Source organism: Methylobacterium sp. Leaf88, assembly GCF_001422795.1.
Lineage (GTDB): Bacteria > Pseudomonadota > Alphaproteobacteria > Rhizobiales > Beijerinckiaceae > Methylobacterium.
In genome coordinates this window covers 219,416-232,668 of the sequence record NZ_LMMK01000055.1, presented here as the reverse complement: position 1 = coordinate 232,668, position 13,253 = coordinate 219,416, and the positions used below count along the sequence as shown (strand labels likewise).

Here is a 13,253-nt window from a genome sequence, read left to right as displayed (position 1 = left end):
GGCCTATCCCCTGAAGACAGCGACGAGGCGCACGTACGGATCGGGATTGTCGGGCGTCTCGCGGGTCTGGCGCACCCAGTCCCACCAGCCGTCGAACATCCGCTTGAGGCCGGCCTCCTCGTCCGCCTTCCGCTTCCGTTGCGGGGCGAGCTCGTCCATCCCGTCGAAGCGCAGCTGGAGCACCTCAACGTGGCGGGCGCGGAGGGCGTCGCGACGCTCGGACAGGCGAAGCACCTCGGTGTCCATCTCGCCCTGGTAGCGCTTGCGCGCCTCGTGGACGAAGGTCTGGGCCCGTTGCACGGCCTCCGGCACCAGGGCGCGCAGATCCTCGACGGCCGTGGTGCCGACGTTCGGGATCTCGTCGGTCCCCAGGCCGGTCCGTGAGATGAAGGCGCGGATCGGCTCGACCCCGACGACCTCGCCGGCGCGGAAGACCACGACCGGCCACTCGTCGACCAGGGGATGCCCCTTCAGGTTCGGCACGGTGCCGTTGAAGACGAAGGCCGCCTCGTCCTTGGCGAGCCGACCGACGAGGCGCCCGACCGGCGCGGACCTGCGGCCGAAGACGGTCGTCACCTTGTCCGCGAGCCAATCGACCGCCGGGTGCACGTCCCAGAGGTATTGGAGGTCGGGCCAGCCGCCGCCGGTGCCCTGCCGGGACGTCCTGATCCGGTCGCTGATGAGGGAGCGGTCGTCGGTCAGCCGCAGCATCCCGTCCTCCGGCTCGGCCTCGGGCGGCATGAAGCGCGCGTTGATGACCCCGGTGGCGTGCCCGCCGGTCTCGGACCGCTCCCGGAAGTCCTTCGGGATCGGCAGCGTGATGACCCTCTCGCCCTCGGCGACCTTGGTCTTGAACGACGTGCCCGGGACGTCCAGGCGTTGGAGCGCGGCGACGGCGAAGGCGAAGGTGTCGGGGAAGAGCGTCGGGCGTCCCTCGCCACGACCGTCCATGCCCGGGGTGAGGACGGGCGTCTCGTCCTGGGCGAGGCCGAAGAAGGCCTCCAGCGACGCGTAGGGATCGTCGCCGGGGTTGTCGTTCGCCGCGGCGCGCGCGTCCATCTGGGCGTCGAAGGCCTCGGCCGACACGCCATTCTCGATGGCGCTCGCGACGACGTCCTCCTGGTCCAGCTCGTCGTTGGTCCCGAGGAAGGCCGAGGGATCGCCGATGTTCTCGCCGGCCGCCGCGTCCTTCTCGATGAGCTTCTCAAGGACGCGGAGGTCACCGCGGATCTTCGGTTGCGCCGGTTGCGCCACGAGGTACCAGACCTGGGGCTGCCGCTCCTGGCCGTACCGGTCGATGCGCCCGTTTCGCTGCTGGAAGGTCAGGAGAGCCCAGGGCAGGTCGAAGTGGACCAGCTTGTGGGAGAGGTAGTGGAGGTTCAGGCCCTCGGACGCCATGTCCGAGGCCAGCATGATGCGGACGGGCGACTTCTCCAGGCCGAAGTCCCGCACCAGCGCCTGGGCCTTCGCGTCGGCGTCGGGACCCGACGCGTGGAGCGTGCGGACCTGATCCTCGGTGAGGCCGAGGTCGCGGCGCAGATGCTCGCCGAGCCATTCGAGGGTGGCGATGCGCTCGGAGAAGACGACGATCCGGTCGTCCTTCCTGCGAGCCTGCCACTTGATGTCCGCGAGGAGACGGACGAGGCGCGCGTACTTCGTGAAGTCGTCGCCACCGATGGCCTGCACCGCATGGAGCAGTTCTGTCAGGGCGGCGCGATCCGCCTGGGAACCGGGCGAGGCCTCGCCTTCGAGTTTGGCCAGTCGCTTCGTGAGCGTCTCGGCGCAGGCGGCCGGGCTGGAGAACAGGGCCTTCTCCAGGATGGTCTTGAACAGCCTCTGGCCTTTGTTGCGGGCGGTCTCGTCCTCGGCGAGCGTGAGCTCCGCCAGGATCCCGTACGCCGCCTCCTCCGCGCCGGACGGGCTGAACGTGAGCTTCTCCGTGGCGCGGGGCCTCACCTTGGTCTTGATCGCCTCCCGGACGGCGGGGTTCGTGCGGAAGCGGCGCACGAACAGGCCCTTGATGTCGTCGGGGCCGTAGCGCTCGGGGTCGGCGATGGACGTCGGGTCGAGCATCCGCATGAGGCTGGCGAAGCTTCGGCGCGATCCGTCGTGCGGGGTGGCCGAGAGCAGGACGAGTCCGTCGGATCGCGATGCGAGCCGTTCGGCCAGCTGGTTGCGCTGGCTGACGCCGCCTGCGCCTTTCCTCTCGGCGACGTTGTGGGCCTCGTCGATGATGATGAGGTCCCACCACGCCGTCTCCAGCGCCGTGCGGTACTGGCGGTCGTTCTTCAGGGTGTCGATCGAGATGATCGCCTTGTCGAACTGGTCGAACGGGTTGTGGTTGAGCGGGATGCGCGTGCGGATCTGACGGATGCGGGCACTGTCGATCCGGACCAGCGGGATAGAGAACCGGGTCCAGAACTCCTGCTGGAACTGGGTGAGCATCGCCTTGGTCGCGACGACCAGGATGCGCTTGGCCCGCCGCCGCAGGATGAGCTCGGACGCGAGCAAGCCGGCTTCGAGGGTCTTGCCGAGGCCGACGTCGTCGCCGACGAGGATGCGCGTCCTGGGCGCCTTCAGCGCGAGCCGGACCGGATCGAGCTGGAAGTCCAGGTCGTCGATGGCCGCCTTGCCCGCGACCTGGATCGCCTCGCCGGTCGGCGCGGATTTCCTCAGGGCGGCCTCGACGTGGAGAAGGGTGTCGAGGTAGCCGGACGAGGCATCGGCGACCAGGGCGACGTCGGCCGGGTCGACGACCTCGATCCCGCGACCCCGCTTGCGCTCCACGTCCTCGACGAAGATCGCCTCCTTGTCGCGGACGATGCCCGAGAGGCCGGTGGCGTGCACCAGCGATCCGGAGACCGCGTTGCGCTCGACGTGGCTGATCACCCATTCGGTATCGCGCACGCGGATGCGCGCACCGGCGACCAAGGACGCCTTAGGCAAGCTCATGCGAACCACGCCATCGAGGCGACCTCGGCTGGTCCGGGAGCATCCGTCGCGTGACGCGCAGGAGCTTCGTTTATCCTCGGTCTCGCCACGTGCCCCCCGCCTCGCGCCCGGCTCGTTGTCTATCGCGCCATGGCCCTCTCGTTAGGAGCTGGATTCGTCAAAACTTTGCAACCTCAGGCTTGCCCTTGTTCCTGGGCGACGCACCGGTCGAAGCCCCCGGAAGGCATCGAGCCCGCCGCTTCCGTTGATCTCGCCTGATGATCCAGGCGAGCGACCATCCGGACCTGCTCCGACACCAAGCCGTTCGATGCGGCCAAAATCGACATCTGTTCACGCGGCCCAGGGACAAGTGGACGACTGGTCTTGCGCCGGCCCGCCGTCCAGGCGATCGATGCGCCTCGATCAGGAGAGATCATCATGAAAGCTGTGGCCGCACACCCGTTCGATTGACCCCGGAGTGCCGCGCCGAGTGCCATGCCTCCGAAATCTTTTGGAGGCCGAGATGGCCATTTTCTTCGTCGCGGATACCCACGTGGGCCATCCGTTCGTCATCAGCGAGAAGGCCGCGAGGCCTCGCCCGTTCGCCTCGATCCAGGAACACGACGAGACCCTGGTCGCGCTCTGGAACGCCGTAGTGCGCCCCGAGGACACGGTCTGGCATCTGGGCGATTTCGCCCATAAGTGCTCCGAGCAATACGCCCTCAAGATCTTCCGACGCCTCAATGGCCGGAAGTTGCTCATCCGCGGCAACCACGACGGCGTGAGCGAGCGCCTGCCCTGGGCGGAGCCGGTGCGCGACGTGGCGAGGATCCATGTCCCCGATCCGGCAGGTGGCACGGTCGGGATCTGGCTGAGCCACTATGCCCATCGGGTCTGGGACCACTCGCACCGCGGAGACATCCATCTCTACGGGCATTCGCACGGCAGCCTGCCGGGGACAGCGGCGAGCACCGACGTCGGCGTCGACTGCTGGGGCTACGCCCCGGTGACCCTGGAACGGATCCGCGAGCGCCTTGCCGAGAACGCCCTGGCCGAGGCCGAGCGAACCGGGGGCGCTTCCTGAGCGCTCCCGGACCGCGCCCATCGATGTTCCCACCCGCTCGCCATGACCGGTGGCGGGCGGGCAAACAGTGTCCGACAGGTCGAAAACAGACACGGCCGCCCCCATTTGAGATCCGATCCAGTTCACATCGGGCGGTCCTCTACGGGGTCGAGCGAAAACGGACCGTCGAGAGACAAAGGGAATGCAGCTCAGGATCCTCGTCGCGGTCGCGATCTACCTTGGGTCCTACCTGCCGCTCGGCGTGATCCTGCTCGCCCAGGACATCGACGTCGAGGCCGTGAGGCGGGGGACCTGCCCCATGGCGTCGATGGTCGCCCTGGAGTGCGCGAGTCCGCTCAAGAACCCCATCTGGTCGCTGTCGGCGGTGGCGATCTGCGCGACCGGCATGGCGGTCACCTTCCTCGCCCTTCGCCTCGTGCGAACCCCGCACCGCGTGAGGGTGACAGAAAGCAAGCACATCCCCGCCGACCTCATCAATTACGTGATCCCCTACGTCGTCTCCTTCATCAGCCTCGAATACGACCAGCCCCTCAAGCTGATAGGGTTTGCCGTGTTCCTGATCTGGATCTTCTGGATCACCTACAGGTCCGGGCAGATCGTCCTCAATCCCGTCCTCGCCGCGTTCGGCTGGAAGTTGTTCGAGGTCAAGTACATATACGATGGCGGCAGCAACACCTACGTCGGGCGTATGCTCTCGAAGGTCGATGTCGAGCCAGAGCGGAGCTACCACCAAGGTGGCCTGCAGGACGTGATGATCGTGAGAGACGACGGGGGGGACGACCGGGGATGACCACGCTCGCGGACCTGAAGGCGTTCGACCTGGCCTCGGCGGGGGTCTCCATCTGGTTGTTCAAGACGGCTCCCGGCGGGGACGGACACCCCAGGTATTCGGGACGATGGGTCGGTATCACCGACGATCTCGCGACCAGGTTGCGGGGCGCCGTCGGCACGTGCCTCGAACCGATCGCCGAGACCATCGAGTACGACATCCTCGCCCAGAACAACGAGGGCAGCGCACTCACGCTCCAGGCCGACGAGACCCATGCGCACCTGATCTCCGCCGCGGTCGCCGATCCTACGCCGGCCCGCAAGGTCCGTGGGATACGGGATCTCGCCAACAGCGTCTTCTGCGTGGCCAAGTTCGTCCACGAGGGCAAGACGCTGCTGGCCGTGCGCAAGACCGACGCCTCTTGGTCCACGCGCAGGACGACAGGCGTCATCAAGATGTTCTTCAACGACGAGGAACTGGACCTCGAAGAGAAACCGGGCTTCTCGATCCGTCCGGACTTCGACTTCTTCATCCTCGACGACCGGGTCTTCGTCAGGAGCAAGCCCCATTTCGAGTCGGTGCTGTCCTATAAGGCGGGCCATGAGGTCGCGTTCGCCAGGCTGAAGAAGGAACCCGATTTCGTCGGCATCTTCTCCGAACTCGGGCCCCTCGACGAGTACGTCGGCACCAACAAGATCCACCTCCGCCGCGCCGTCGCGATCCAGCAGAAAGGTCACTACAAAGACGCGGAGTTCATGAGGAGGCTGCTCGCCGAGCATGCGAGGATGAACCTTTCCATCACCTTCGACGACGCCGGTCGGATCGTACCCACCGTGGAAAGCGGGCGGGACATCTTCCAGGCGCTCCTCAACCATCGCCTGGACTCCCGTCTCACCCTTGAGATCTTCGACGTGCCCAGCACGGAGCGGGTGGGATGAGCATGGCCAGGAACCTGGTGATCTTCTCGGACGGCACCGGCCAGGACGGCGGTGTCCGTCCCGAGCAGAGGGTGAGCAACGTCTACAAGATGTACCGGCTCGCGAGGACGGGGCCGGAGAACTCCATCGACCCGGCCGACCAAGTCTCGTTCTACGACCCGGGCCTCGGCACCGACATCGGGGCCACCGCCATCACCGCCCCGGTCCGCTTCGTCCAGAAGCTCCTGGCATCGGTCACGGGCCGAGGCATCAACGTGAACATCGTCGATTGCTACGAGTTCATCATCAACCATCACCGACCCGGGGATCGCATCTTCCTGATCGGGTTCAGCCGAGGCGCCTACACCGCCCGGTGCGTGGCGAACGTCCTGAGGCTCTGCGGCGTCCCGACCCGGATGCCGGACGGCTCTCCCGTCCCGCAATTCCGGAAGGCCGCCCGCGACATCGCGCAAGAGGCGGTCGACACGGTGTTCGAGCACGGCGCCGGTCACAAGCGCGAGCTCTACGAGGACGAGCGAGAGGAACTCGCACGGCGCTTCCGAGACCGCTACGGCTCGGCGCATGACATCGGAGAGGCCGGCCGTTCGAACGCCGCCCCTCACTTCGTCGGGGTCTTCGACACCGTGGCCGCCCTCGGTGCGCGGGGCGTGCGGCGGTTTCTCATCCAGTCGGGCCTATCCGTCGGAGCCGCGCTCGGCACCGCCGTCTTGGGCATCCTCCCGGCCGCGGCCGTCGCCGGGCTACTCCACCTCTATCCGGGCGTCCGGTTCAGTTCGACCTTCGCCTGGCTTCTCCTTGCCTTCGTCCTCGCCGGCGGCGCCTACCTGTGGCGGCGTGACTGGCTCACACGCCGGAAGGTCATTCGCGATTTCCCGAACCCCGGCGACGTTCGCACCCACATGGCCGAGTGGAAGGGGGAGAACTTCGACCGCCTCTTGAGCCGCTTCGTACCCTACGCGCGCTCCGCCAACGCTATCGACGAGACCCGCAAGGACTTCGACCGGGTGGGATGGGGCGGATTGCAGCCCGGCGCATCAGCGCATCCCCAAGGGCCGCCCCGACTGATCCAACTCTGGTTCGCGGGCAATCATTCGGACATCGGGGGGAGCTATCCCGAGACGGAGTCCCGCCTGTCCGACATCCCCCTGAAGTGGATGATCGAGGAAGCGACCAGGGTCCCGGACGGCCTGAGGCTGGAAGGGCTTCGGGCGCCCGGCGACGCCACCGGCAACCCCAAGCTACACCTCTACCCGTCCGCCGATGGCGTGCAGCACTGCGAGATCGCCGGCATGCACGACACCATCGAGCGGTCGATCCCGAAGTTCCTTCGACCGTTCTCGGGTTCGTGGAATTGGGCTACCCAGATCCGAACGATCGTACACGACGCACCGGTGCATCCGACGGTGGTCGAACGCTTCGGGCTCGCCTCCGTGGTCCAGTGCGCGGGATCCGGCCCCTACCGGCCGAAAGCCCTGGAGAACCACGACAGCTTCAAGTACCTCTACGGCTCGCCAGGCGGGGCAGCGACGCTGTCACCGCATACCGACCGGCAGCCGGAGGGCGCTCTCCCGCCGACGACGTAGGCGCGGTCGGCTCCAGTCCTTCGGCATCCTCTGTCCCGTGGACAGGTCCGGAGGTCTCGGTCGGCAGGTGACCTCAGCCCGGGGCGCGACGGTACCGCTTGCCGCCGCCCTCGATCTCGTCGACCTCGAAGTATTTCCCGTGCGTGACACGGACCCCCATCTTGCCGTTCAGCCCCTTCGTCACCGGCCTCAATCGTCCGGTCGAGGCCGCCGCGCTCAACGTCGGCATCGGTCAGGGGGGCGCCTTCGTCGACAACAGCCTTGAGGACGAGTTCAAGCTCATCGCCATCAACATCACCGGCACCGTCCACCTCGCCAAGCGCGTCGTGCAGCACATGGTCCCGAACAAGCGGGGTCGGATCCTGATCACGTCCTCGGTCTCGGCAACCCTGCCGACGCCCTACGAGACCGTTTACGGCCCCTCGAAGGCATTCGGCTTCATGTTCGCCGAGAGCCTGCGGGAGGAGCTTCGCGAGACCGGCGTCACGGTGACGGCCCTGCTTCCCGGCGCAACGGACAGCCAGTTCCACAAGAACGCCGGCATGGGCACCAGCGCCATCGACGGCGGCAAGAAGAACGACAAGACCGAGGTCGCCCGGCAGGGCTTCGGGGCCTTGATGAACGACGTCGACCATGTCGTCGGCGGCGATGCGGAGACCAAGCAGCAGGTCGTCGACAACCGCAGGACGCCGGAGCCGGAGAAGGCGGCGCGCCACGCCAAGCTCACCCGCCTGCAGGGTTGAGGAGCAGCGTCATGGGCAATCTTACCAACGCGGTGACCATCGTCACCAGCGCCTCCTCCGGCATCGGCGCTGCCACCGCCAAGCGGCTTGCGGCCTCCGGGGCCAGGATCGTCCTGGCCGCCCGCAACGAAGACAAGCTGAAGGGCCTCGTCTCGGACATCACGGAGGCCGGCGGCACGGCGACCCATCGGGTCACCGACGTCACCGACCCGGACGACCTGAAGGCACTCGTCGGACTCGCGGAGGAGACCTACGGCCCGGTCGACATCCTCGTGAACAACGCCGGCTTGATGCTCTTTTCCAAGTGGGAGGACACCGCGGTCGGCGACTGGGATCGAATGATCGACACCAACCTGCGGGGCTACCTCCACGCCATCGCGGCGGTGCTGCCCTCCATGCTGGAGCGCAAGTCCGGCCGCATCCTGAACATGAGCTCGGTCGCCGGCATCCATGTCGGCGACGGGGCCGGGGTGTACGGCGCGACCAAGTTTTTCATTCGGGGCATCACCGAGAGCCTCCGGCAGGAGGTCGGCGTCGGGAGCGGCATACAGGTCTCGATGGTCAGCCCCGGCGTGATCGACACGGGCTGGGCCGACAAAGTCTCGGACGCCGAGGGACGGAAGGCGGCGAACGAGCTGAACAAGGGCGCCATCCCGCCCGAGGACATCGCCGACGCGGTGGCCTACGCCCTCGACCAGCCGACGAGCATCACGGTCAACGATGTCGTCATCCATCCGACAAATTAAACTTGGTGACCCCGATGCCGGTGCGCGAACATACGGGTTCGGGGCCATCGTCTTGAGGCGTCGGCATCCTACGTCCTAGAGAGGACGCATCCCCTGATCCTTCCGGATATCAGGAAGGTGCGCTTCCCTGCGAAATCGCCAGCCGCGTTGCACGCCTGGAGCCATTTCATGCCGCACGAACAAGTGACCGTTCGGACCCGCGACGGTGAATGTCCCACGCATGTTCTCACGCCCGATGGCGCGGGTCCGTGGCCGGCGGCGATCATGTACTTGGATGCCGGTGGGATCCGGCCCGCCATGGTCGAGATGGCGCAGCGTCTCGCGGACGCCGGTCACGTCGTGCTGCTGCCGGACCTGTTCTACCGCTACGGGCCCTACGAGCCGTTCGTGCCCGCAGAGGTGTTCAAGGGCGACTTTCGAGCCATCCTTGGCCCGCTGATGGCCACGACCGGGAACGACAAGGCCGTGGAGGATACAGGCGCACTCCTCGCCTACCTCGACTCGCGCAGCGACGTCGTGGACCGCCGGGTCGGCGCTGTCGGCTTCTGCATGGGCGGCGGCATGGCGCTCGCCGCGGCGGCTGCGTTCCCTGACGGCTTCGCCGCCGCGGCGAGCTTCCACGGCGGAAACCTCGCCACCGAGGCGCCGACCAGCCCGCACCGGGGAGCGCCGCATATCAAGGCGGAGGTCTACGTCGCGGCGGCGGAGAACGACCGGAGCTACCCGCCCGAGATGGCCGCCAAGCTTGAGGGAGCGCTCACCGGCGCCGGCGTGACGTTCCGTGCCGAGACCTACCCGGCCGAGCACGGCTGGATGATGCCGGACTTTCCCGTGTACGACCGTGAGGCCGCCGAGCGTGGCTGGAGCGAGCTGAGGGCGATGTACCAGCGCACGCTCCGTTGACCTTCGGAGCGGCGGTCGGTCGACCTTTGGAGGGAAGGCATGGTCACCCACGTCATGATCGGCAGCAACGACCTTGAGCGGGCCAGGGTCTTCTACGACGCCACGTTCGCCGCGTTGGGCGGCCAGCCTGGCGAGATGGATGCCAGGGGCAGGTTGATCTACGTCCACGAGGGCGGTCGCCTGATGATCACCAAGCCGATCAACGGCCAAGCCGCGACCTCGGCCAACGGTGGCACCATCGGCATCGCCGCCGCGAGCCCGGACCATGTTCTCGCCTGGCACAGGGCAGGCACCAAGTACGGCGGCAACGCGGTCGAGAGCCCACTCGCCGAGCGTCCGAACGGTGCCTTCGTCGCCTACCTCCGTGATCCGGACGGAAACAAGCTGACCGCGCGATCCAAGCCGACGGAATGACCTACGTCCAGACCTCGGTGGGTTCACTAAAATCTCATCCGGAGATCAGGCCCACACAGGCCCACACTCGCCTGCGACGGGCGCGGGCCAACGACGAGGGCGATGACGGGCCTCGAAGAAAGATGCTGCGTGACCCGGCATCGGTACCTGGCTGGAGGAATCCGTTAAACATTCGAAACCGTCGGAGAGACCGGATCCGGCTCAGGTTGCGAGACGAAAGGCCGGACTGGCATGCGACGCCGACAGGAACGCCTCCGGGGAAGTCCTGTTGGGTCGGCATCCCCTTCGGAGAAATGCCATGACGACAGATCCCCTGCACAAGTATCCCCGGCCGCCGTTCGAGGCTGAGCCCCAGGGCTTTCCCGGCAAGACCGGGAAGATGACCCCCGAGCCCGATCACGGCGAGGAGAGCTACAAGGGCTCGGGCAAACTTTCCGGTAAGGCGGCACTGATCACCGGCGGCGACAGCGGCATCGAACGAGCGGTCGCCATCGCCTTCGCCCGCGAGGGGGCGGACGTGGCCATCTCCTACCTGCCCGAGGAGCAGGCGGACGCCGAGGCGGTGCAGGCCTGGATCGAGAAGGCCGGGCGGCGGGCGCTGCTCCTGCCGGGCGATCTCAAGGACCCGGTCTACGGGCGCGAGATCGTGGCACGCACTGCCGAGACGTTCGGCCGCCTGGATCTCCTCGTGAACAACGGCGCCTTCCAGCAGCCGAACGAGGGGTTGGACAGCATCGAGGACACGGTCTTCGAGGACCACTTCCGCACGAACGTCTTCGGCCCGTTCTACGTGACGAAGGCGGCCATGGCCCACATGAAGCCCGGCGGCTCGGTGATCTTCACCTCCTCGGTGAACTCGAAGCACCCGATGCCGTCGCTGCTCGCCTACAGCGCTACCAAGGGCGCCCTGAGCAACATGGTGCTGAGCCTCGCTCAGTTGCTGGCCGAGAAGGGCATCCGGGTGAACGGCGTCCTGCCGGGGCCGATCTGGACACCCTTCATCCCCTCCGGCATGGAGCAGGACTCGGTGAAGTCGTTCGGTTCGAAGGTGCCGTTCGGCCGCCCGGGCCAGCCGGCGGAGCTCGCCTCGGCCTACGTGATGCTGGCCTCCGACGAGAGCAGCTACACCTCGGGGGGCCTGGTCACCGTGGCCGGTGGAATGCCCGTTCTCTGACCGAGCCGTATCGCGGCCGTCGGCCTTTCCGGCGGCTCGGCGTGATTGAGGGAGGCCATGCGACATGGCACGGCCTCCCGAGTGCCACCTCAGGCGACCTCAGGCCTCGACCCGGACCGGCAGCGTCCAGTTCGGCCTGACGAAGTGGCAGGTGTACCCGTCGGGCCGGCGCTCCAGATAGTCCTGGTGCTCCGGCTCGGCCTCCCAGAACGGCCCCACCGGCGCGACCTCGGTGACCACCTTCCCGGGCCAGAGCCCGGACGCGTCGACGTCCGCGATGGTGTCCTCGGCGACGCGACGCTGGTCTTCGTCGACGTAGAAGATCGCCGAACGATAGCCCGTGCCGCGGTCGTTGCCCTGGCGGTTCGGGGTCGTCGGATCGTGGATCTGGAAGAAGAACTCCAGCATCCTTCGAAAGCTCGTCCGTGAAGGATCGAAGGTGATCTCGATGGCCTCGGCGTGGATGCCATGATTGCGATAGGTCGCGTTGGGAACGTCGCCGCCCGAGTACCCGACGCGTGTCGCTACGACGCCCTCCTGACGCCGGATCAAGTCCTGCATGCCCCAGAAGCACCCGCCGGCCAGCACGGCCCTTTGATTGCTCATCGCTCGATCCTTCGCGCTTTCCGATGGCCAGAAGGTGGTTGGCGACCTTCGTTTTGCCCAGTGCCATGCCCTGCAGGCAACGGTGCGGCTTCGTGGCGGGGTTCCGCCGTACGACTGAAGGCTCCGCCCGAGCCGACACGCATCACCTCATGCACCGGAACGCAGGTTGCCTTGGCCTCAGTGGCTCACGTGCGAGCACTTTCCGTGATCGGACAACGTCTCGATCACCCGGCATTCGCCGACGCGGCCCTGGCCGCATTCCGAGATCATCCGGTCGAGCTCGCCCCGCAGCGCCATGAGCCGCTCGATCCGCCGGTCGACCTCGGAAAGGTGGCGGCGGGCGATCTGGTCGACGTCGGCGCATGACCGGTCGGGGTGCGCGTTCATCGTCAGCAACTCCCGGATGGCGTCGATCTCGAAGCCGAGCTCGCGGGAGTGGCGAATGAAGTTCAGCCGCGCGACATCGGCCTCGCCGTAGCGGCGCTGCGACCCGGCCGACCGGGGCGGTACCGGCATGAGCCCAACCTGCTCGTAGTACCGGATCGTGGGTACCTTCACGCCGGTCCGCCGGGACAGCTCCCCGATTGCGATGTCCATGATTTTCCGCTTGCACCTCTAGCCGCTAGAGGTTGTAGCGTCGCCTCCGACCGATGGGAAGGAGACGTGATGAGCGAGCATTGCTGCGGGACGACCAAGGCCGCCGCCTGCTGTTCCCCTCCCGAGCTCGCGTTCCCCGGGACCCCCACGCAAACGCCGGTGCACGACAAGGCCGGCGGCTCATGCTGCTCGGGAGGCGTGCCGGTCTTCGACGGCGTCGACCCACGCTACAAGGCCGTCCTCTGGACGGTGATCGGCATCAACGGCGCGATGTTCGTGACCGAGATGGCGGCAGGCCAGCTCGCCGGCTCGCAGGCGCTCAAGGCCGACGCCCTCGACTTCCTCGCCGACACCGTCACCTACGGGCTGAGCCTCGCCGTGATCGGCGCATCGCTGGCAGTCCGCTCGAAGGCGGCCCTGTTCAAGGGCGCTTCGCTGTTCCTGTTGGCGCTCTGGGTGTTCGGCAGCACCGTCTACCAGACGATGGTCCTCGGCGTGCCCAGGGCGGAGGTCATGGGCGTCATCGGGGTCTTGGCGCTGGCTGCGAACCTCGGATCGGTACTCCTCTTGCGTCGCTACAAGGACGGCGATGCGAACGTGCGCTCGGTCTGGCTGTGCTCGCGCAACGACGCCATCGGCAACGTCGTGGTCATGGTCGCCGCGCTCGGGGTGTGGGGTTCCTCGTCCGCCTGGCCCGACCTCGCCGTAGCGGCGGTGATGGCGGGGATCTTCCTGACCTCGTCTGTCCAGATCCTGCGGCAGGCA

General features: G+C 67.2%; 14 protein-coding genes. 10 read left to right on the top strand and 4 right to left on the bottom strand.

The genetic code is table 11. The annotated features are described in order from the left end of the window. Positions 1-3 precede the first annotated feature (3 nt). Both ASF20_RS22800 and ASF20_RS24750 read right to left on the bottom strand, forming a co-directional pair. Complete coding sequence (locus ASF20_RS22800) at positions 4-2,952, bottom strand: DEAD/DEAH box helicase (protein ID WP_056278366.1); 2,949 nt, start codon at positions 2,950-2,952, stop codon at positions 4-6. Between the two features lie 173 nt (positions 2,953-3,125). Further along, positions 3,126-3,428: a hypothetical protein gene (locus ASF20_RS24750; RefSeq protein WP_210166851.1), complete on the bottom strand. Its 303-nt coding sequence runs from the start codon at positions 3,426-3,428 to the stop codon at positions 3,126-3,128. 26 nt (positions 3,429-3,454) lie between these two features. On the opposite strand from ASF20_RS24750, the gene ASF20_RS22795 reads away from it, so the two are divergent. The 9 genes from ASF20_RS22795 to ASF20_RS22755 all read left to right on the top strand — a co-directional run bounded on the left by ASF20_RS22795 (position 3,455) and on the right by ASF20_RS22755 (position 11,285). Next, positions 3,455-4,015 (top strand): metallophosphoesterase, encoded by a 561-nt coding sequence (locus tag ASF20_RS22795; RefSeq protein ID WP_056278508.1) that lies wholly within the window; start codon positions 3,455-3,457, stop codon positions 4,013-4,015. A 181-nt stretch (positions 4,016-4,196) separates the two neighbouring features. After that, a complete protein-coding gene (locus ASF20_RS22790) occupies positions 4,197-4,805 on the top strand; it encodes a hypothetical protein (RefSeq protein WP_056278364.1) in 609 nt (202 codons plus the stop codon). Continuing rightward, a complete protein-coding gene (locus ASF20_RS22785) occupies positions 4,802-5,722 on the top strand; it encodes a Kiwa anti-phage protein KwaB-like domain-containing protein (protein ID WP_056278361.1) in 921 nt (306 codons plus the stop codon). The genes ASF20_RS22790 and ASF20_RS22785 overlap by 4 nt, the downstream gene beginning before the upstream one ends. A 2-nt stretch (positions 5,723-5,724) precedes the next feature. Continuing rightward, complete coding sequence (locus ASF20_RS22780; protein ID WP_056278359.1) at positions 5,725-7,305, top strand: DUF2235 domain-containing protein; 1,581 nt, start codon at positions 5,725-5,727, stop codon at positions 7,303-7,305. Between the two features lie 161 nt (positions 7,306-7,466). Next, entirely contained in the window at positions 7,467-8,048 is a 582-nt protein-coding gene (locus ASF20_RS22775; protein WP_244476530.1) for an SDR family NAD(P)-dependent oxidoreductase, read from the top strand. Between the two features lie 11 nt (positions 8,049-8,059). Further along, entirely contained in the window at positions 8,060-8,794 is a 735-nt protein-coding gene (locus ASF20_RS22770; RefSeq protein ID WP_056278356.1) for an SDR family oxidoreductase, read from the top strand. Between the two features lie 168 nt (positions 8,795-8,962). After that, positions 8,963-9,697, top strand: a complete 735-nt coding sequence (locus ASF20_RS22765) for a dienelactone hydrolase family protein (protein ID WP_056278353.1) — start codon at positions 8,963-8,965, stop codon at positions 9,695-9,697. 39 nt (positions 9,698-9,736) lie between these two features. Further along, on the top strand, positions 9,737-10,111 hold the full coding sequence (locus ASF20_RS22760; RefSeq protein ID WP_056278351.1) for a VOC family protein: 375 nt from the start codon (positions 9,737-9,739) through the stop codon (positions 10,109-10,111). Between the two features lie 298 nt (positions 10,112-10,409). Next, positions 10,410-11,285: an SDR family oxidoreductase gene (locus tag ASF20_RS22755; RefSeq protein ID WP_056278347.1), complete on the top strand. Its 876-nt coding sequence runs from the start codon at positions 10,410-10,412 to the stop codon at positions 11,283-11,285. Positions 11,286-11,384: 99 nt separating this feature from the next. On the opposite strand, the gene msrA is transcribed toward ASF20_RS22755, so the two are convergent. Together msrA and ASF20_RS22745 are read right to left on the bottom strand one after the other, a co-directional pair. Next, positions 11,385-11,891 carry a peptide-methionine (S)-S-oxide reductase MsrA gene (gene msrA, locus ASF20_RS22750; protein WP_056278344.1) on the bottom strand — a complete coding sequence of 169 codons (507 nt, stop codon included), beginning with the start codon at positions 11,889-11,891 and terminating at the stop codon, positions 11,385-11,387. 177 nt (positions 11,892-12,068) lie between these two features. Then, positions 12,069-12,488, bottom strand: a complete 420-nt coding sequence (locus ASF20_RS22745) for a helix-turn-helix domain-containing protein (protein ID WP_056278340.1) — start codon at positions 12,486-12,488, stop codon at positions 12,069-12,071. A gap of 69 nt (positions 12,489-12,557) precedes the next feature. On the opposite strand from ASF20_RS22745, the gene ASF20_RS22740 reads away from it, so the two are divergent. Continuing rightward, positions 12,558-13,253, top strand: a 696-nt coding sequence (locus tag ASF20_RS22740) for a cation transporter (RefSeq protein WP_056278337.1), incomplete at its 3' end; no start/stop codon positions are given.